This window comes from Cellulomonas sp. Leaf334 (assembly GCF_001424195.1).
Lineage (GTDB): Bacteria > Actinomycetota > Actinomycetes > Actinomycetales > Cellulomonadaceae > Cellulomonas.
This window is the reverse complement of record NZ_LMOO01000001.1, coordinates 2,207,194-2,225,846: the sequence shown is the minus strand read 5'-3', so window position 1 is coordinate 2,225,846 and position 18,653 is coordinate 2,207,194. Positions and strand designations below refer to the sequence as shown.

Annotated in this window: 16 protein-coding genes; 9 read left to right on the top strand and 7 right to left on the bottom strand. The window is 72.8% G+C overall.

All coding sequences use genetic code 11. The features are described from left to right. Nucleotides 1–2: 2 nt before the first annotated feature. Nucleotides 3–3,104 carry a Na+/H+ antiporter subunit A gene (locus ASF78_RS10335; protein ID WP_056587715.1) on the bottom strand — a complete coding sequence of 1,034 codons (3,102 nt, stop codon included), beginning with the start codon at nt 3,102–3,104 and terminating at the stop codon, nt 3–5. A gap of 387 nt (nt 3,105–3,491) precedes the next feature. On the opposite strand from ASF78_RS10335, the gene ASF78_RS10330 reads away from it, so the two are divergent. Both ASF78_RS10330 and ASF78_RS10325 read left to right on the top strand, forming a co-directional pair. After that, nucleotides 3,492–5,570 (top strand): (Fe-S)-binding protein, encoded by a 2,079-nt coding sequence (locus tag ASF78_RS10330; protein ID WP_056587713.1) that lies wholly within the window; start codon nt 3,492–3,494, stop codon nt 5,568–5,570. Further along, nucleotides 5,567–6,010, top strand: a complete 444-nt coding sequence (locus ASF78_RS10325; RefSeq protein WP_056587709.1) for a pyridoxamine 5'-phosphate oxidase family protein — start codon at nt 5,567–5,569, stop codon at nt 6,008–6,010. Before ASF78_RS10330 ends, ASF78_RS10325 begins: the two co-directional genes overlap by 4 nt. A 17-nt stretch (nt 6,011–6,027) precedes the next feature. Here ASF78_RS10325 and ASF78_RS10320 read toward each other — a convergent pair whose 3' ends face one another. Further along, complete coding sequence (locus tag ASF78_RS10320) at nt 6,028–6,807, bottom strand: siderophore-interacting protein (RefSeq protein WP_056587707.1); 780 nt, start codon at nt 6,805–6,807, stop codon at nt 6,028–6,030. 221 nt (nt 6,808–7,028) lie between these two features. On the opposite strand from ASF78_RS10320, the gene ASF78_RS10315 reads away from it, so the two are divergent. Next, nucleotides 7,029–8,801, top strand: a complete 1,773-nt coding sequence (locus ASF78_RS10315; RefSeq protein WP_235518469.1) for an ABC transporter ATP-binding protein — start codon at nt 7,029–7,031, stop codon at nt 8,799–8,801. Between the two features lie 4 nt (nt 8,802–8,805). Here ASF78_RS10315 and ASF78_RS10310 read toward each other — a convergent pair whose 3' ends face one another. Beyond that, nucleotides 8,806–10,071 (bottom strand): threonine/serine exporter ThrE family protein, encoded by a 1,266-nt coding sequence (locus tag ASF78_RS10310; RefSeq protein WP_056587702.1) that lies wholly within the window; start codon nt 10,069–10,071, stop codon nt 8,806–8,808. Nucleotides 10,072–10,240: 169 nt separating this feature from the next. After that, complete coding sequence (locus tag ASF78_RS10305; RefSeq protein ID WP_056587700.1) at nt 10,241–10,669, bottom strand: MarR family winged helix-turn-helix transcriptional regulator; 429 nt, start codon at nt 10,667–10,669, stop codon at nt 10,241–10,243. Nucleotides 10,670–10,792: 123 nt separating this feature from the next. On the opposite strand from ASF78_RS10305, the gene ASF78_RS10300 reads away from it, so the two are divergent. Genes ASF78_RS10300 through ASF78_RS10275 form a run of 6 tightly spaced genes read left to right on the top strand, consistent with a single transcriptional unit; the run spans nt 10,793 to nt 15,657 of the window. Continuing rightward, a complete protein-coding gene (locus ASF78_RS10300) occupies nt 10,793–12,682 on the top strand; it encodes an ABC transporter ATP-binding protein (protein ID WP_056587697.1) in 1,890 nt (629 codons plus the stop codon). After that, nucleotides 12,679–13,026, top strand: a complete 348-nt coding sequence (locus ASF78_RS10295) for a VOC family protein (protein ID WP_056587694.1) — start codon at nt 12,679–12,681, stop codon at nt 13,024–13,026. Before ASF78_RS10300 ends, ASF78_RS10295 begins: the two co-directional genes overlap by 4 nt. A gap of 30 nt (nt 13,027–13,056) precedes the next feature. Further along, complete coding sequence (locus ASF78_RS10290; RefSeq protein WP_056587690.1) at nt 13,057–13,533, top strand: RNA polymerase sigma factor; 477 nt, start codon at nt 13,057–13,059, stop codon at nt 13,531–13,533. Further along, the gene (locus tag ASF78_RS10285) at nt 13,530–14,180 is read left to right on the top strand and encodes a hypothetical protein (RefSeq protein WP_056587687.1); all 651 of its coding nucleotides are present in this window, start codon (nt 13,530–13,532) and stop codon (nt 14,178–14,180) included. Before ASF78_RS10290 ends, ASF78_RS10285 begins: the two co-directional genes overlap by 4 nt. A gap of 41 nt (nt 14,181–14,221) precedes the next feature. After that, complete coding sequence (locus tag ASF78_RS10280) at nt 14,222–14,836, top strand: DinB family protein (protein ID WP_056587685.1); 615 nt, start codon at nt 14,222–14,224, stop codon at nt 14,834–14,836. A 5-nt stretch (nt 14,837–14,841) separates the two neighbouring features. Beyond that, complete coding sequence (locus ASF78_RS10275; RefSeq protein ID WP_056588499.1) at nt 14,842–15,657, top strand: MBL fold metallo-hydrolase; 816 nt, start codon at nt 14,842–14,844, stop codon at nt 15,655–15,657. Here the strand turns inward: ASF78_RS10275 and ASF78_RS10270 are convergent. From ASF78_RS10270 to ASF78_RS10260, 3 genes are all read right to left on the bottom strand, one after another. Beyond that, nucleotides 15,650–16,117 (bottom strand): NUDIX domain-containing protein, encoded by a 468-nt coding sequence (locus ASF78_RS10270; protein WP_082494904.1) that lies wholly within the window; start codon nt 16,115–16,117, stop codon nt 15,650–15,652. The genes ASF78_RS10275 and ASF78_RS10270 overlap by 8 nt on opposite strands. An 87-nt stretch (nt 16,118–16,204) precedes the next feature. After that, a complete protein-coding gene (locus ASF78_RS10265) occupies nt 16,205–17,524 on the bottom strand; it encodes a hypothetical protein (RefSeq protein WP_056587679.1) in 1,320 nt (439 codons plus the stop codon). Between the two features lie 75 nt (nt 17,525–17,599). Further along, the gene (locus ASF78_RS10260) at nt 17,600–18,628 is read right to left on the bottom strand and encodes a hypothetical protein (RefSeq protein ID WP_056587676.1); all 1,029 of its coding nucleotides are present in this window, start codon (nt 18,626–18,628) and stop codon (nt 17,600–17,602) included. Between the last annotated feature and the right edge of the window lie 25 nt (nt 18,629–18,653).

Sequence of the window (18,653 nt, the reverse complement as noted above, 5' to 3'; positions counted from 1 at the left end):
GATCACGGGACGCTCCCGTCCCAGCCGGCCGGCTTCGCGTTGACGCCGACCTGTGCGGGTACGTCGCCCTCGGCGTCACCGCCCACCGCGTCGCCCCCGACCGGGTCCTCGCCCGTCTCGGCGCGGCGGTCGATCTCCGCGCCGAGGCTGCGCAGGATGTCGAGCACCAGGCCGACGACCACCAGGTAGACCCCGAGGTCGAAGAAGAGGGACGTCACCAGGTGGATGTCCCCGATGACCGGCAGGTGGATGTCGATGATCCAGGACTGCAGCACCTCGCCCCCGGCCAGCAGCGCGAGCAGGCCGACGCCGGCGGACAGGAACAGCCCGAGGCCGAGCAGCAGACCGGGTTGCACAGGTGCCGCCTCACCGAGCTCGTACCGGCCGCCCGCGAGGTACCGCACGATGAGCGCGATCCCCGTGACGAGGCCCGCGGCGAACCCCCCGCCGGGGGCGTTGTGCCCGCTGAACAGCAGGTACACCGAGTAGACGATCATCGTGTGGAACAGCAGCCGGACGACGACCTCGAAGATCACCGAGCGCCGCTGCGGCGCCAGGGTCCGTCCGGCCTGCAACCACTCCCGGCCGCGCGACGCGCTCGACGGCACCGAGGACTCGTCGCGGTCGGCGACCATCCCGCCGGCGTCGACGGCCGCTCGGTCGCCACCCGGCCGCCGGAGCGCCGCCATGGGGTCCGCGACCCCGCCCCAGACGGCTCGCTCGGTGCTGGCCTCGTCGGCCCGGTAGATCGCACCCCCACGGCGCGAGAGGAAGACCAGCGACGCGACGCCCGTCGCCGCCACCAGCAGCACCGAGATCTCGCCCATCGTGTCCCACGCGCGGATGTCGACCAGCGTCACGTTCACGATGTTCTTGCCGCCGCCGAAGCTGTACGCCTCCTCGGCGAAGTCCTTCGAGACCGGCAGGTGCACACGCGCGCCGGGTGCGACCAGCGCGATCCCGGCGACCGTCAGCCCGACGGCGAGCCCGAGCGCGAGGCGCACCCACCGGCTGGCGGCGAGAGGACGGTCGGAGAAGTACGGGGGCAGCCGGCGCAGGACCAGCACGAAGACGACCAGCGTCACGGTCTCCACCAGCACCTGCGTGAGGGCCAGGTCCGGTGCGCCGTGCAGCAGGAACAGGCCGGCCACCGAGTAGCCGCCGATGCCCAGCAGGATGACGGCCTTGAGCCGGCGTCGGGCGCGGGTGACCAGCAGCGCGGACGCGATCGTGCCGGCCGCGAACACGAGCTGCGCGGGGGTGTCCCACCACCGGACCTGCGTCGGGAAGACCGTGCTGGCCAGCGCGGTCCCGCCCACCGCCACGACGAACACGACGAGGATCAGGCCGAGGTACAACGGCAGCGAACCGCGCTGCGTGACCGCGGTGACGTCGGCTGCCACGTCGTCGAGCCGCCGCATGAACCGCCGGTACACCTTGTCCGCCTCAGGCCCGTGGTACGCCGCGGTCTGCCAGCGCTCGACGCGCTCGCGGATCACGAACAGCAGCGCACCGGCCAGCAGGATCGCGAGCGTCAGGACGAACGTCGGCGTGAACCCGGCCCACAGGACCAGGTGCCCGGGCTCGCCCTCGGGGTACGTGTCGGCGTACGGCGCCAGCAGGTGCTCGCCGAGCTGCGGCAGGAGCGCGACCCCCAGGCCGAGGACTGCGAGGATCATCGCCGGCCACACCAGCAGCAGCGACGGGTGCGTGATCGGCGCGGGCTTCGCCTCGTCGTGCGAGGCCTCGTGGATCGACGTGCCCGGCGCGGTCGAGTCGCTCACCTCTTCCGGCACCACGGCGGGCTTGGTCGAGAACGCACCCCACCACAGCCGCAGGCCGTACGCGACCGTCAGGACGGAGCCGACGGACACCGCCACCAGCACGATCATCCCGGCCGTCGTGTCGTCCAGGTGCCCGAGCGCCTCGAGCCCCGCCTCCTTGGCCACGTACCCGGCGAACGGGGGCAGCCCGATCATCGACGCCGTCGCCAGCGCACCCGCGAGCGCGGTCAGCTTGAGCTCACGACCGACGCCCGACAGCCGCCGCAGGTCACGGGTCCCGGTGGCCGCGTCGACGACGCCGACGACGAGGAACAGCGCCGCCTTGAACATCGCGTGCGCACCGAGCATCGCCAGCCCCGCGAGCGCGGTCGCCTTCGTGCCCAGTCCGACCAGCAGCACGATGAGGCCCAGCTGACTGACCGTGCCGAACGCGAGGATGAGCTTGAGGTCGTGCTGCCGCAGCGCCCGGTAGCCGCCCAGGAGCATGGTCCCGCAGCCGAGCACCACGATGATCCAGACCCAGGTCGGGTCCGTCGAGTACGCGGGGGCGAACCGGGCGACCAGGTAGACACCGGCCTTCACCATCGCCGCGGCGTGCAGGTACGCGCTCACCGGCGTCGGCGCCGCCATCGCCGCGGGCAGCCAGAAGTGGAACGGGATGAGGGCCGACTTCGTCACCGCACCGGCCAGCAGGCAGACGATCGCGACCGTGACCGCGGTGGTGCCCTGCGGCGGGTCCGCGATGACCTCCGACAGCAGGTACGTCCCCGCCGCCTCGCCCAGCAGCACCAGCCCGACGAGCATCGCCAGGCCGCCCGCCGTGGTGATGACGATGGCCTGCATGGCCGCCCGGCGGCTCGCCTTGCGCTCGGCGTAGTGGCCGATGAGCAGGTACGACGTGACCGTCGTCAGCTCCCAGAACGTGAACAGCAGCAGCAGGTCGTCGGCGGTGACCAGACCGAGCATCGCCCCGCTGAACGCCACGAACACGCCACCGAACCGGCCCAGACCGGCCGCGCTCGTCTTGAAGTACGCCGAGCAGTAGATGAGCACGAGGGCGCCGACGCCGCCGACGATGAGCGTCATCAGCCACGACAGCGTGTCGAGCCGGAACGTGAGGTCGAGCCCCAGCACGGGGATCCACTCGACGCTCTCGACCGGACCGTTCCCGGCCTGCACGCGCGAGGTCCAGCTCAGCGCCCACGCGGCGGCGGCGGCGGGCGCGAGAGCCAGGACCCAGAACGCCTTGCGGCCCATCCAGCGGACCAGCACGGGCGCGACGACGGCTGCGGCCAGGTGAACGGCGAGCAGCAGCAGCACGTCCGGCTCCGTCCTGTAGGGCGGGTGGTCGGTCGGGTGGTCGTCAGGTTTCTGGATGGTGAGGCGCAGGTGCGGGCACGCGTCGGGGGCCGTGAGAGGCGCCCCCGCGATGCACTGAAGATTTGGTCAAGACTGTACCAACCGAATTCCCACGCCTCTTCCCACGGGGCCGGTCGACGGGCGTCGGCCATCTCACGTCCCCATGGGGAATGCGCTGAGCCGCACGGACCGGCTGGGATCGGCCCACCCACGGCACTTCGCCGCCGAACTCGTCACTCCGGGCCCAGCTCGTCTGTTGCAACCGACGAGTTCGGCGGTGAGCGACGAGTTCGGCAGCCCGGGACGCGTTCGGCGGGTGTGGGTGCCCGACGCCGCTAGCGTGGCGGCGTGAATGCGCTGCAGGTGGTGTGCCTGGTGATCGTGGTCGTCGCAACCGTCGTGGGGGTCGCGGTGTTCGCGCGCGGTGCGCGCGAGATCGTGCGGACCGTGCGGGTCGGACGGGCGACCGGTGGCCGCTGGACGCCCGTCGGGCCACGGCTGGCGACCCTGACCCGGGAGGTGCTCGGGCACGGGCGGTTCCAGCACCGGCCGGTGGTCAAGGTCGCGCACTGGGTCGTGATGGTCTCGTTCGCGCTCCTGTTCCTCACCCTGGTCACGGGGTACGGGCAGGTGGTCGACCCGGCGTTCGCGCTCCCCCTGATCGGGCACTTCCCGCCGTTGGAGTGGGCCATCGAGGCGATCGCGTGGCTGTCGCTGGTCGGCATCCTGGCGCTGATCACCCTGCGGGTCCGGCTGGGCTCCCGGGACCGGGGCTCCCGGTTCTTCGGCTCCGACATGGGGCAGGCGTTCTTCGTCGAGGCGACCGTGCTCGCCGTCGTGCTGTGCGTGATCCTCCTGCGCGGGCTGGAGTACGCGCTGTACTCCGGGGACGCGTGGCACTTCCCGCTGACCGCCTGGTTCGGGGCGTCCTGGGTCGGGGTGGCGCCGGCGACGCTGGAGAACGCGGTCGTCGTCGTCGCGACCGTGAAGATCGTCGTCTCGATGTCCTGGTTCGTGGTCGTCGGACTGCAACCGACGATGGGCGTCGCGTGGCACCGGTTCCTGGCCGTCGTCAACGTGTACGCACGCCGCGACCCGCGCGGTGGGGTCGCTCTCGGTCCCCTCCAGCCCTTGACGATCGGCGGAGCACCCGTCGACCTCGCAGCGCTGGAGGACCTTCCCGACGACGCCCGCCTCGGCGTCGGTGCCATCGAGGACTTCACGTGGAAAGGCCTGCTCGACTTCTCCACGTGCACCGAGTGCGGTCGCTGCCAGGACCAGTGCCCGGCGTGGGCGACGGGCAAGCCGCTCTCGCCGAAGCTGGTCACGCTCGCGCTGCGCGACCACGCGGCGGCGACGGCCCCCTACCTGCAGGCGGGCTCGGCCGACCACTCCGGCCTCGACCTGCTCGGCACCGGCGTCATCGACCCCGACGCCCTGTGGGCCTGCACCAGCTGCGGCGCGTGCGTGCAGCAGTGCCCCGTGGACATCGAGCACGTCGACGCGATCGTGGACATGCGCCGCTACCAGGTGCTCATGGAGTCGGCGTTCCCCAAGGAGCTGGGCGGCACGTTCACCAAGCTGGAGCGGCAGGGCAACCCGTGGGGGCTTCCGGCGCGCAACCGCCTGAACTGGGCGAAGGGCCTGGACTTCGAGGTCCCGGTCGTCGGCGTCGACGTGGAGTCGGCCGCCGAGGTCGACTACCTGTTCTGGGTCGGCTGCGCGGGCGCCTACGAGGACCGCGCGATCCGCACGACGAAGGCCGTCGCGGAGCTGCTGCACACCGCCGGGGTCAGCTTCGCGGTCCTCGGCGACGGCGAGTCCTGCACCGGTGACCCCGCCCGACGGGCCGGCAACGAGCTGCTCTTCCAGATGCTCGCGAGCGGCAACGTCGAGATGCTCAACGAGGTCGGCGCGCAGCGGATCGTCGTCACCTGCGCGCACTGCTTCAACACGATCGCCCGCGAGTACCCGCAGCTGGGCGGCCGGTACGAGGTCGTCCACCACACCGAGCTGCTGAACACCCTCGTCGCGGACGGGCGGCTGACCCTGCTGCCGTCGACCGACGAGCGCACGGTGACCTACCACGACCCCTGCTACCTGGGCCGGCACAACCAGGTCTACTCCCCGCCGCGCGACCTGCTCGGCGCGATCCCTGGCGTCGAGGTGACGGAGATGCCGCGCAACCGCGAGCAGTCGTTCTGCTGCGGTGGCGGCGGGGCACGCGTGTGGATGGAGGAGACGATCGGCACCCGCATCGGCACCGCGCGCGCGGAGGAGGCCATCGCCACGGGTGCGTCCGTCGTCGCGACCGCCTGCCCGTTCTGCACCGTGATGCTGTCGGACGGGGTGGCCGCGTCGCAGACTGTGGGAGTGCCTGAAGTCACCGACATCGCCCTGCTGCTGCTCGACCGGGTGCGCGAATGACCAGCTCCCGCACCACCGACCAGCGCCGCCAGGACGCCCTCTACCGGCTCGGCCACGACGTCGACGCCTGGGTGGCGACGACCGACACCGACACCGGCGCGCCCCGCCTGACACCCCTGTCGTTCCTGTGGCACGACGACGCGCTGCTGTTCGCGACACCGGCAGCGGGCCCCACGGGACGCAACCTCGCGTCGAACCCGTCCGTGCAGGTCGGCGTCGGGCTGACCCGCGACGTCGTCCTCGTCCAGGCGACGGTCGACGTGCTCCCGGCGGTCTCCGACGAGCTCGGCGACGCGTTCGCGCTCAAGACCGGGTTCGACCCGCGGACCCTGTCGACCGCCTACCTGTACTTCCGCCTCACCCCGCGCACGATCCAGGTCTGGCGCGAGGAGGAGGAGCTGGCGGACCGGTGGGTCATGCGCGACGGGGAGTGGCGCTAGTCCCGGGACCTGGACCGCTACGCCTTGCCGGCCTTCCAGTAGCCGCAGAACGTGACGTTGCCCTTGGGTACGTCGCGTTCGCCGACCAGATACCGCCGAGCGCCCGTGGCGATCTTCGACTCGCCGACGGCGAACGCGTACGGGGTGCCCGCGGGCCACTCCAGCAACCGGAGACGGTCCAGGGCGGTGCCGCCCTCGGCGCGGGAGACCCAGTGCAGGGTCATCCCCGCGGGCGCGTCGACCTCCTGGGCGTCCTCGGCGTCGATGAGCTCGACGATCGCGTGACCGACGGCGTCGCGCGGCATGTCCCGCAGGATCCCGAGGACCGCCGGCAGCCCGGACTCGTCCGCGACCAGCAGCGACCAGTCCGCAGGCACGGGCGCCCAGCCGCAGCCCTGGTCGATGAACGCCACCTCCGTGCCCGGCTCGACGGACTCCGCCCACGGACCGGCGATCCCGGCCGTGCCGTGGCACACGAAGTCGATGTCGAGCTCCAGCTCGTCGCGCCGGAACGCCCGCACCGTGTAGTTGCGGATGACCGGCCGCGTCGACTTCGGCAGCACCAGGTACCGCAGGTACGCCCGGGTGTCGAACTTGTCCGGGAGGTTGTCGAAGCGCGCGTGGTCGTCGACCGGGACCGCGAGCCGGAACCACTGGTCGAACCCGCGGTAGTCGAACCGCCGCAGGTCCTCACCGGTGAGGGTCACGCGGACCATGTGCGGGGTGACGCGTTCCGTGCGGGCGACGCTCGCGTGCACCAGTCCGCTCGGGGCGTGCGTGATGGTGATGCTGCTCATGGGTCTCCCTGACGAGATCACGCGGGTCGCGCTGATGAGGGCAACCTAAGTAAGTGGACCCTAACGTATTCTCGCGAGTCAGCGTCAACCGGGCTGCGGGTCGCGAGACCTCGACCGGAGGACGTGACACCGGGCGTCCTGGCGAGCCCGCCATCGAATCGATATGACCTCACCCGGGTATGCGCTGTCCGTGGACGCTCCCGGATGTGAGGATTGAACCCGTGACGGACCACTCCCGACCCCAGCTCGCCGTCGTCGACATCGACGGGGAGCACCCGGTCCGCTCGGTGCTCCGCCTCCTCGGCGCCCACCGACGCCGCGTCCTGTCGGCCGTCGCGTTCTTCACGCTGAAGGACATCCCCCTCTGGCTCATGCCGGTGATCACGTCCCGGGTGATCGACGTCGTCGTCGACGGAGGCCCCCTGAGCGAGCTCTGGCTGTGGGCCGCGATCGCCGTCGCAGCGCTCGTGCAGAACTACCCCAACCACGTGCAGTACACGAAGCTCTACATGGGCGCCGTCCGGCAGATCGGCGCCGACCTGCGCAACGGCCTGACCGCCCGGCTGCAGAGCCTGTCCATCGGCTTCCACTCCCGCGTCAGCGCCTCGATCGTGCAGACCAAGGTCGTCCGCGACGTCGAGAACGTCGAGGTGATGCTCCAGCAGATCACCCACCCGCTGCTGTCGGCGACGATGGTCGTCATCGGCGCGATCGTCATGACCGCCATCGCCGTCCCCGAGTTCCTGCCCGTCTACGCGCTGACCATCCCGCTCGCCGTCCTGCTGCGCTTCCTCCTCGCCCGGCGGTCCCGGGAGCGCAACGAGTCGTTCCGCAAGGAGGTCGAGCACTTCTCCGCGCGCGTCGGCGAGATGGCCACCCTCATGCCGATCACCCGCGCGCACGGGCTGGAGGCGACCGCGGAGGAGCGCGTCGCCGTCGGCGCCGAAGGAGTGCGGTCCGCCGGGTACCGGCTCGACGTCCTCAACGGTCGGTTCGCGTCGCTCAGCTGGGTGAGCCTGCAGCTCCTCGGGGTGCTCTGCCTCGTCCTCGCCGCCTGGGTGTCGATCACCGGGATCATCACCATCACCGCCGGTCAGGTCGTGCTGCTGAGCTCCTACTTCGCGCTCATCACCGGGTCCGTCACCGGCCTGCTCATGCTCCTGCCCATCGGCGCCAAGGGCCTCGAGTCCGTCCGGTCCATCGCCGAGGTCATGCAGGAACCCGACCTCGAGGTCAACGCCGGCAAGCGCCGCGTCGACCACGTCGAGGGCCGGCTGACCCTCGAGAACGTGCACTTCCGCTACCCCGACGCCGACAGCGACGCCCTCGACGGCATCGACCTGACCATCGAGGCCGGGCAGACCGTCGCGTTCGTCGGCCCGTCCGGCTCCGGCAAGTCCACCGTCCTCAACCTGGCGCTCGGCTTCCTGCGGCCCACCGGCGGCCGGCTCCTGCTCGACGACGTCGACACCGCCCTGCTCGACCTGCGCTCCGTCCGCACGCACGTGTCCGTCGTCCCCCAGGAGTCCGTCCTCTTCGAGGGATCGATCCGCGACAACGTCGCCTACGGACTGCCGAAGGTGTCCGACGAACGCGTCCGGCGGGCCCTCGTCGACGCGAACGCCGCCGAGATCGTCGACGCCCTCCCCGACGGGTGGGACACCGTCGTCGGCGAACGGGGCGCGCGCCTGTCCGGCGGCCAGCGCCAACGCATCGCCATCGCCCGCGCCCTCGTCCGCGACCCGCGCATCCTGCTGCTCGACGAGGCGACCTCCGCCCTGGACCCCGAGTCCGAGGCCGCCGTCAAGGAGGCCCTGGCGCGACTCATGAAGGGCCGCACCACGCTCGTCGTCGCGCACCGGCTGTCGACCATCCGCTCCGCCGACCGGATCGTCGTCCTCGACGACGCCCGCATGGTCGAGGTCGGCACGCACGACGACCTGCTCGCCGCCGACGGCCGGTACGCCCGTCTCCAGCGCGCCCAGCAGGTCTGACCGCTCAGCGTTCGTAGGCCCACGTGCGGTCGGTGAGCATCCGGGCGATCGCCAGACCGATGGCGAGCGCCGCGACGATGAGGGCAGCCTCGACCCCGAACGCGAGCGCCTCCACCGTGTTGCCGTTGGAGATGTGGAAGACCGCGCGGTAAGCGAGCACCCCCGGCACCATGATCGTCACCGCCGGGACGTAGACCGTGATCCGCGGGACGTCGAGCCGCGGGGCGATGACGGCGGCGAGCAGCCCGACCACCAGGGCCGCGACCGCCGCGGCTGCCTGCGGCGGCACGGACCCCTCGACCAGCTGGATGCGCAGCACGTTCGCCACCATCCCGACGCCAGCCGCCGCGACCGCGATACGCCAGGGACTGTTGAACATCAGCGCGAAGCCGAGCACGCCGAGGAAGCTGGCGACGAGGCGCAGCACGAGCAGCAGCCCGGGGTCCAGCGCCGGCGCGGAGGGTGGGTCGGGGCTGAGCCCGACGACCAGCGACACGGCCCACAGCGCGAGCGCCGCCGAGGTCAGGATCATCAGCGCGTGCACGAGGCGAGCGATCCCGGCCGAGAAGTCCAGCTTCGCCAGGTCGAGGAACCCGGTGACCAGGGGGAACCCGGGCACCAGGAACAGCACGGCGGACACGTACCCGGCCTCGTGGCCGACACCGCCGACACCGGCGGCCTGGAGCAGCCAGACGAAGCCGAGGTAGCCCAGGCACGCCACCGTGGCGCTCAGCATGGTGACGCCGAACTGGTTGAACCCGCGGTGCAGCAGGGTGCGGCGCAGCGCCTGGCCGAGGAACGCGCCCACGACGACGCCGACGATCTCGACGATCCCCCCGCTGTTCAGGAACGAGAACGCCGCACAGGCGATCGCCGCCCACAACGCATTGAGCAGCACCGGGTACAGCGGCGGCTTGTCGGCGATGCGGTCCAGCTCTGCGGTGACCTCGTCGGGTGTCACGCGACCGGCGTCGTCGACGCGTCCCGCCAGGTGCTCCAGCTCCGTGAGCCGGTCGACGTTCACACCGATCGTGCGCACCTCGGTCACCTCGGTGCGGAAGCTCGGTCCGCGGTGCGAGGTCGTGGTGATCTCGGTGAGCGTGACGTGCGCCTCGTGCCTGTCGATCCCCAGCGCGTGCGCGATCCGCGCCATCGACGCCTTGACGCGGTACGACCCGGTCCCGGCCGACAGGCTCAGCCGTCCGACCCGCAGCACGACGCCGGACCGGCGGATCAGCTCGAGCTCGTCGTCATCCGGGTCGGTGGGCACCCACCCATGATGGTCTGCCCCGGGCGGTCGGCGGGACGACGCGTGCGCGTCAGAACCAGCCGCACCTGGTACGGGTGTGACGGATGGGGCCCGTGCACCGCCCCACCGACCCCTGCGAGTACCCAGTGCGGCTGGATCGAATGCGCTGCGGGCGGACGACCGTCGAGCGTCAGCCTCCGTCGCCCACGATCCGCAGCAGCCGCAGCAGCTCCGCCTGCTCGTCGGCGGACAGCCGTCCCAGCCGCTCGGCCGCCCCCTCGTGCCGCTGCGCGGAGATGGCCGCGAGCATCTTGTGCCCGGCGGGCGTCAGCTCCAGCAGGGTCGCGCGCCGGTCGCTCGGATCGGGCAGGCGTCGGACCAACCCGTCCTCCTCGGCAAGATCCACCTTGGAGGTGACCGAACGCGGCGCGACGTCGAGCGCGGCGGCGAGCTCGCCGAGCCGGCGTGGCCCGTCGCACCGTTCGAGGGTGCGCAGCAGCCGCAGCTGTCCGGGTGTGGTGCCCTGGAGCTCGAGCCGGGCGGCGGCGTCGCGACGGACGCCGCGGAGCACGCCGTACAGGAGCTCGAGGAGCTCGCCCGAGCCGTCGGAGGAGGTCACGGCGGCGAGACTATCGCAACTTGTGACCTAGGCACATAGTGAGTTAACCTCAGCATCGGCTCACGAGGCCGCGCGCCCCAAGGGACGGGACGCACCAGAACCGAGGAGGTGGCGCCCGTGTCGATGACCGGCAGCCCCAACATGCGCAGCTTCGCCAAGGACCGCACGGTCGCGGACCACAAGCTCACGCGCGACACCCTGAAGCGGATCCTGCAGTTCGCGCGCCCCTACAAGGGCAAGCTCGCGGTCTTCGTCGCGCTCATCGCCGTCGAGGCCGCGGCCGGCGCGGTCACCCCCCTGCTGTTCAAGACGCTCATCGACGACGGCATCACGGCCGGCGACACGCAGGTGGTCCTCACCATGGCGGCCGTCGTCGCGGTGCTCGCGATCGTGACGGCCGGCCTGTCCGTCGCCGACCGCTGGGTGTCCTCCCAGGTCGGCGAGGGCCTGATCCGCGACCTGCGCACGGAGGTCTTCGACCACGTGCAGCGCATGCCGCTCGCGTTCTTCAGCCGCGCCAAGACCGGCGCGCTGGTGCAGCGGCTGAACGGGGACGTGCTCGGCGCGCAGCAGGCGTTCACGTCCACGCTGCAGAACGTCGTGAGCAACTCGCTGACCATCGTGTTCGTGCTCGCGGCGATGCTCAGCATGTCCTGGCAGCTGACCCTGCTGAGCCTGGTCCTGCTGCCCGCGTTCATCTTCCCGGCCCGCTGGTTCGGCAAGAAGATCGCCGCCATCACCCGCGAGAGCTACGCGCTGAACGCGGACGCCGCGCAGATCATGAACGAGCGCTTCAACGTCGCGGGCGCGCACCTGGTGAAGATCTTCGGCGACCCGCAGCGCGAGTCGACGGGCTACGCCGAGCAGGTGGACCGTGTCCGTGACATCGGGGTCAAGCGCGCCCTGTACTCCACGTGGTTCCGCGTGGGTCTGACGACGCTGGCCAGCGTCGCCGTCGCCATCGTCTACGGCCTCGGCGGGGTCATGGCGATCCGCGGCCAGCTGACCGTCGGTGTCGTCGTCGCGCTCACCGCCTACCTCGGCCGCCTCTACGGCCCGCTGACGGCGATGTCGAACGTGCAGGTCGACGTCATGACCGCCCTGGTCAGCTTCGAGCGCGTGCTCGAGGTGCTGGACCTGGAGCCGACGGTCGCCGAGAAGCCCGACGCGATCGACCTGCGGACCGAGAGGGCGACGCACGGCGCGACGGTCGAGCTCGATGCCGTCACGTTCCGGTACCCGGGGGCCGACGAGGTCTCGTTGGCCTCGCTGGAGTCCGTCGCTACCCTGAGCCGAGAACCCGTCGAGGACACCCTGCGCGACGTGTCGTTCACCGTCCCGGCCGGGCACATGGTCGCGCTCGTCGGCCACTCGGGCGCCGGCAAGACGACGATCTCCCAGCTGGTCACCCGCATGTACGACCCGACGGCCGGCGCCGTCCGGATCGCGGGGACGGACCTGCGGGACGTCACGCAGGCCTCGCTGCGCGCGACGGTCGGCGTGGTCAGCCAGGAGGCCCACCTGTTCCACGACACGATCGCGGAGAACCTGCGCTACGCCCGCCCGGAGGCGACGGACGCCGACATCGAGCGGGCGCTCGAGCAGGCGCACATCGCCGACCTCGTCGCGACCCTGCCCGACGGGATCCGGACCGTGGTCGGCGACCGCGGCTACCGGCTGTCCGGCGGCGAGCGCCAGCGTCTCGCGATCGCGCGGATGCTGCTCAAGGCGCCCGACGTCGTCATCCTCGACGAGGCCACCGCGCACCTCGACTCCGGGTCCGAGGCCGCCGTCCAGGCCGCGCTCGACGAAGCACTGACGGGACGCACGAGCATCGTCATCGCCCATCGGCTCTCCACGGTGCGCCAGGCCGACTCGATCGTCGTGCTGGACCACGGGCGCGTCGTCGACCAGGGCACGCACGCCCAGCTGCTCGCGCGCGGCGGCGTGTACGCGGAGCTCTACCGGACGCAGTTCGCAGAAGGAGCGGGCAGCGCTACCGTCGCCGCATGATCGGACGCATCGACGAGGTCGTCTTCGACTGTGCCGAGCCGGCGGTGCTCGTGCGCTTCTGGGCCGACGTGCTCGGCGGCACCCCGGTGGGCCGGAACGACGGCTGGCACTACGTCGACCCGCCGGGCTGGACGCGTGTCGCGTTCCAACGGGTGCCCGAGGGCAAGGTGGTGAAGAACCGTGTCCACCTCGACGTCGTGGTCGACGACATCGCCGAGGCCACCGTCCAGGCGGAGGCGCTGGGGGCGGCGAGGGTCGGCGAGATCCACGTCGACACGGCCGGCTCGTTCCAGGTGCTGCTCGACCCGGAGGGCAACGAGTGGTGCGTGGTGAGGCCCGCGTAAGGTTCCGGGCTCCGGCGGACATCTAGGGGTGTGAACGTCATCGAGACCGACGACCCCCGCGTCGAGGCGGAGTTCGCTGCGCTCTACGAGGCCACGCACGGCCGCATCGTGCGGTACGCGGCGCGACGCATCGGGCCTCACGACGCGGAGGACGTCGCCGCCGAGGTGTTCCGCATCGCGTGGACCCGCACCTGCGAGGGCGTCGACGTCGGCACGGGCTGGCTGTTCGTCACCGCCGAGAACGTCGTGCGCAACCACGTGCGGTCGGAGATGCGTGCGCGGCGGACGCAGCCTGCGACAGTGCAGGACCCTCCCGACGACGACGTCCTCGACGCGCTCGACCGCCTCGACGACGCCACGCGGGACCTGCTGAGGCTGCGCTACTGGGACGAGCTCAGCGGCGCGGAGCTCGCGCACGTGCTCGGCATCTCGACGTCGGCCGTCTGGGTCCGCCTCCACCGCGCCCGCCGCGCGTTCCGTACGGCCTACCGGGAGGACCGGTCATGACGAGCACCCGCACCCTGCTCCGCGACGCCAACCCGGTCCCGGAGGACCGCTCCGCGCGGCTGAGCCCACGGGGCCGCGCCGAGCTGCGCGCGCTGGTGCCGAGCACGGCGCGCACGGTGCCGCTCGCGCCGCGCCGCACCCGCACGGTGCGGTGGGTCGCCGGCATCGCCGGAGCGGTCGCGGCCGCGGTGGTCGCCGTGGTGGTCGTCGCCCCGCTGCTGCCCGAGCCGCAGTCCGGCGGCAGCGCCGACTACCCCTACTACGCGACCACGGCGGAGCTGGAGGGGGAAGCCGACCTCATCGTCCGCGGCACGTTCACGTCGACGGCCCGCGACGACTCCGAGGGCTTCGGGCGCACGATCGCGTCGGTCGACGTCACCGCGTCGGCGAAGGGGCCGGTGCAACCCGGGACCACGCTCGAGATCGCGTACTCGAGCGGGGGCGCCGAAGGGCGCGACGACCTCGTCCCCGGGGGTACGTACGTGATCCTGCTCGACGACCTCGCGGACCTGGAGGGCGACTGGCCGCCGACCCCGGTGAACGTCGACCAGGGCTTCTACACGGTCGTCGACGGCCACGCGGTCGCCCACCCGGACAACCCGGTCCCCCTCGGCCCGGAGACGCTGGCGGCGCTCGGCCTGTCCTGAATCCTGTTGCGGTCGGCGCCGCCCAGGACGACTGTCGGGGGATGCCCGTACCCGCCCGCCTCGCCCCGCTCCTCGCCGAGTACGACTTCGCGTGCGAGCGTCTCCTGCACCGCCTCACCGGTCCGACGATGGACAGCGGCGACGGCGAGCAGGTGGAGGTCCCGCCGCTGACCGACACGGAGCTGCTGTGGGAGCCGGTGCCGGGCAGCTGGTCGGTCCGCCGGCACGCGGACGGGCCGGGGGTCGGCGCGACGGTCCTCGTCGGTGCGGGCGAGTGGGGCCGCGACGGCGGCCGCCCGCACCCGTGGCCGCCGCCCGTCACGACGATCGCGTGGCGCATCAACCACCTGACGACGATGCTGGCGGGCCGCGCCGACCACACCGACGGCACCCACTCCCTGACCGACGAGTCCGACGAGCCGCAGGGCACCGCGACGGGTGCGATCACGGGGCTGACCGCCGCATCCGCCGCCTGGCGCGCGACCCTCCTGCGCGCCGACGACGACGCCCTCGACACCGTCGGCCACAGCACCTACCCCGACGGCTCCGACGCGGAGGACGTGTTCCTCGACATCGTCTGGTGGGTCAACCAGGAGGTCGTCCACCACGGCGCCGAGATTGCCCTCCTCCGGGACCTGTACCTCCGGCTAGCGTGACGGGCATGACCTTCTGGATCTGCGCCACGTGCGCCGTGGAGAGTGCCGAGCAGCTCGACGTCTGCCCGATCTGTGCCGACGAACGCCAGTGGGTGCCCGCGTCGGGCCAGCGCTGGACCACCCTGGAGGAGCTCGCCGCGCAGGGGTACCGCGCGCAGCTGGAGGAGCTCGAGCCGGACCTGTTCGCGATCACCAGCTCGCCGAGCGCCGGGATCGGCCAGCAGTCGAAGCTGCTCGTCACCCCGGAGGGCAGCCTGCTGTGGGACCCGATCGGGTTCCTCGACGACGACGTGGTCGAGCGCGTCCGAGCCCTCGGTCCCGTCCGGGCGATCACCGCGAGCCACCCCCACATGTACGGCGTGCAGGTGGAGTGGAGCCGTGCGCTGGGCAACCCGCCGGTCCTCGTCGCCGAGGCCGACGCGCACTGGATCAACCGGCCCGACCCGGTCATCCGGACGTGGTCCGGTGAGCTGGAGGTCCTGCCGGGCGTCACGCTGTCCCAGCCGGGCGGCCACTTCCCCGGCAGCGCGATCGCACACTGGACGGCCGGGGCGGCGGGCAAGGGCGTGCTGCTGAGCGGCGACACGATCTTCGCCAACCCGGACCGGCGGTCCGTCGCCTTCATGCGCAGCTACCCGAACCACCTGCCGCTGTCCGGTGCGGTCGCGCGTCGCGTCGCCGACCACGTCGACCGGCTGGAGTTCGACCGCCTCTACGGCAACTTCGCCAACGTCATCGCGGCCGACGCGAAGGAGGTCGTCCGCCGCTCCGCCGACCGGCACATCGGCTGGGCGAACGGCGACTTCGACCACCTCACCTGAGCAGGTCCTCCAGCCGGTCCACGAACGCCGCCTGCGCGGTCACGACGAGCCGTCGCGCCTCGTCGGGCACGAACCACCCGGCCCGGTCGAGCTCGGGCACCATCAGCGTCCGCCCCGACCGCGGCGGCCAGGCGATCTCGATGAGGTTGCTGGCGATCGCGGACGCGTCGAGGTCTCCCTCCAGCGCCCACGCGGTGACGACCTTGCCGCCGCTCTGCCGGACGTCACCGAGCGGGATCGGGTCCGACGACGGCGCGGGCACCCCGATCTCCTCCGCGAACTCCCGGAGCGCGGTCGCGTACGGGTCCTCGCCCGGCGACGGCTCGCCCTTCGGGATCGTCCACGCGCCTGCGTCCTTGCGCGCCCAGAACGGACCGCCCATGTGCCCGAGCAGCACCTCGAGCCCGGCCGACCGTCGGAACACCAGCAGTCCGGCACTCCTGCGCGCTGCGGGGGTCACGCAGGCGACCCTAGTCCGGTCACCGCCGCCCGGGCCCGCGGAGCGATCCCCCGCGACCTCCCCACGGACCCGACGGCGGCGTACCGGTCACCGGGCCTGTGTCTCCCCCCGCTGGGTCGGCACGCGGTCCAGGAGCGCCGGGTGCGTGAACGGGCTCGTCGTCGACCGACGCGTGGTCGCCGTCCGGCGCAACGTCACGCCCAGCGCGACCAGGAACAGCCCGGCGAACGCGGCCCACGGCGTCCAGCCCGTGTCCGCGAGCCCCGCACCGCCCGCCGCCGTCGTCGCGCCCGCGCCGAGCACGGTTCCGTCGGCGGACACCACCGACGCACCCACGACACCGGCACCGACGACCCCGACCGCCGGCCCCGTACCAGGCGACCCGCCCGGCGTCCGACCGACCGACGAACCAGGCGTCGAGCCGGGCGAGGTGCCCGGCGTCGTGCCGGGCGTCGTGCCCGGCGTCGTGCCGGGCGTCGTCCTCACCGGCGTCACGACCGCCTCGCCGACGACGCCGACGGCGACGTCCGTGACGGTGACCGGAGCGGTCACCGGCACCGCGACGAGCGCACCGTCGGAACGACCGGGCGCGTCACCCCCGGACGAGCCCCCGGACGAACCGGATCCGCCGGTGACGATCGCGTCCCCGAGCACCCCCAGCGCGACCCCGGACACGTCCACGGGAACCGTCACGGGAGCCGCCACCAGCGCATCCCCGACGGACGCTCCTCCGGACGACGACGACCCCGACGACCCGACCACAGCCGCGTCCCCGAGCACCCCGAGGGCGACCCCGGACACGTCCACAGGCACCACGACCGGAGCAGCCACCAGGCTGTTCCCCACCGCCGCACCACCGGACGCCCCGGACGCCGGCCGAACGACGGCCGCGTCACCGAGGATGCCGACGGCGACCCCCGACACGTCCACCGGCACCGTGACGGGCGCCGCCACGACCGCGTCGTCCGCCGTCGCGGGTGCCGCCGTCCCGCCGGAGGCACCACCGCCCCCGACCACGGCCGCGTCACCGAGGACGCCGACGGCGACCCCCGACACGGTCACGGGGACGCTGATCGGCGCCTCCACGAGAGCGGCGCGGTCGGGGGCCGGAGCCGCCGGAGCCGGAGCCGCGGGAGCCGCATCGGCCGCGGGCGCGGACCGGACGAGGCTGTCCCCGCCGACCGCGAGCGCGACCCCCGACACGTCGACCGGGACGTGGACGGGTGCGTGCACGACCTGGTCGGGTGCCAGGTCGAGGATGCCCTCGGTGCTGCCGAGGCGGAGGTCGACGGCCACGACGGCGTGGTCGTGAGCGGGTTCTTCTGCGTGGGCCATCGAGGCCCCGGCGGCGACGAGGCCGCCTGTCACGAGTGCTGTCTGCAGCGCTCGCCGGACGTAGGTGTGCATGGCGGAGCTCCTCCTGCTGATCGGATGGCCCGGACGGGCCTGGACGCGTGTCGCACGGGTGCGACCGGCCTCCGGTCAGGCAGGGGAGCTGGGGACCTCGGCGGCGGGCGGGGCGGCGGACGTCACGGGGACTACACCGAGCAGGCATCGGCCCAGGGGTGCTGCGGCGTGGGCGGGGCCGCCGACGACGGCCGCGTCCACGACGGTGCGGCCACCGTTGGTGGCGGAGCCCGGGGGTACGGGAACGGCGGGAACGCCCGGCGCGGGGTCGGTCGGCGCAGGCTGGGAGGGGGCGGGGACGGGGACGGGCGCCCGGTGGTCGACAGCCGGCACGCCCGCCTGCGGCACGTGGCGCACGACGGCGGCGCCGAGGTCCGGCACGCGGACGGCGGCCGTGGCGGACGCCGGCACGACCGTGTCCGCGACGTCCAGGGCCGGGTGCGGGTCGCTGGTCCCAGGCACGGGCAGGAGGATCCCGGTGACGGGCTCGACGACCGGCTCCAGGACGTCGACCACGGGCTGCAGCACCCCGACGAGCGGTCCCAGCGCGTCGAGCACCGGAGCGAGCGCCCCGCCGAGGGGCGCCAGCACGGGGCCGAGCGGTGCGACGACGGGGTCGAGCGCGTCGACGACGGGTGCGACGGCGGAGACGACCGGGGCCGCGCTGTCGAGCACCGGGGAGGCGAGGTCGACGACGGGTGCGACGACGGGAACCACCGGCGCGACGACGCCTTCGACCACGGGCGCGACGGGTGCGGCGACCGCCTCGACGACGGGAGCCACCGGCGCAGCCACCGCGGACACCACCGGCGTCACGGGCGCGAGCACCGCGAACACCACCGGCGCGACGACGCCGGACACGAGGGGCTCCACCGGCGCGACCACCCCGGACACGACCGGCTCCACCGGAGCGACCACCGCGTCGACCACCGGCGACAGCAGCTCGGCGACGACGTCGGTGCGCGGCGGCGAGTCGTCGGCACGCGCGGGCGGGGCGGCGAGGACGGCCTGCACGAGGACGAGCAGCACGAGGGCCGCGAGCGCGAGCAGGCCGCGGAGGAGCCACGTTCCCGCTCCAGCGGTCTCCTGCTTCAGCGACGTCATCGTCGAGCCCCCATAGCTCTGCGCT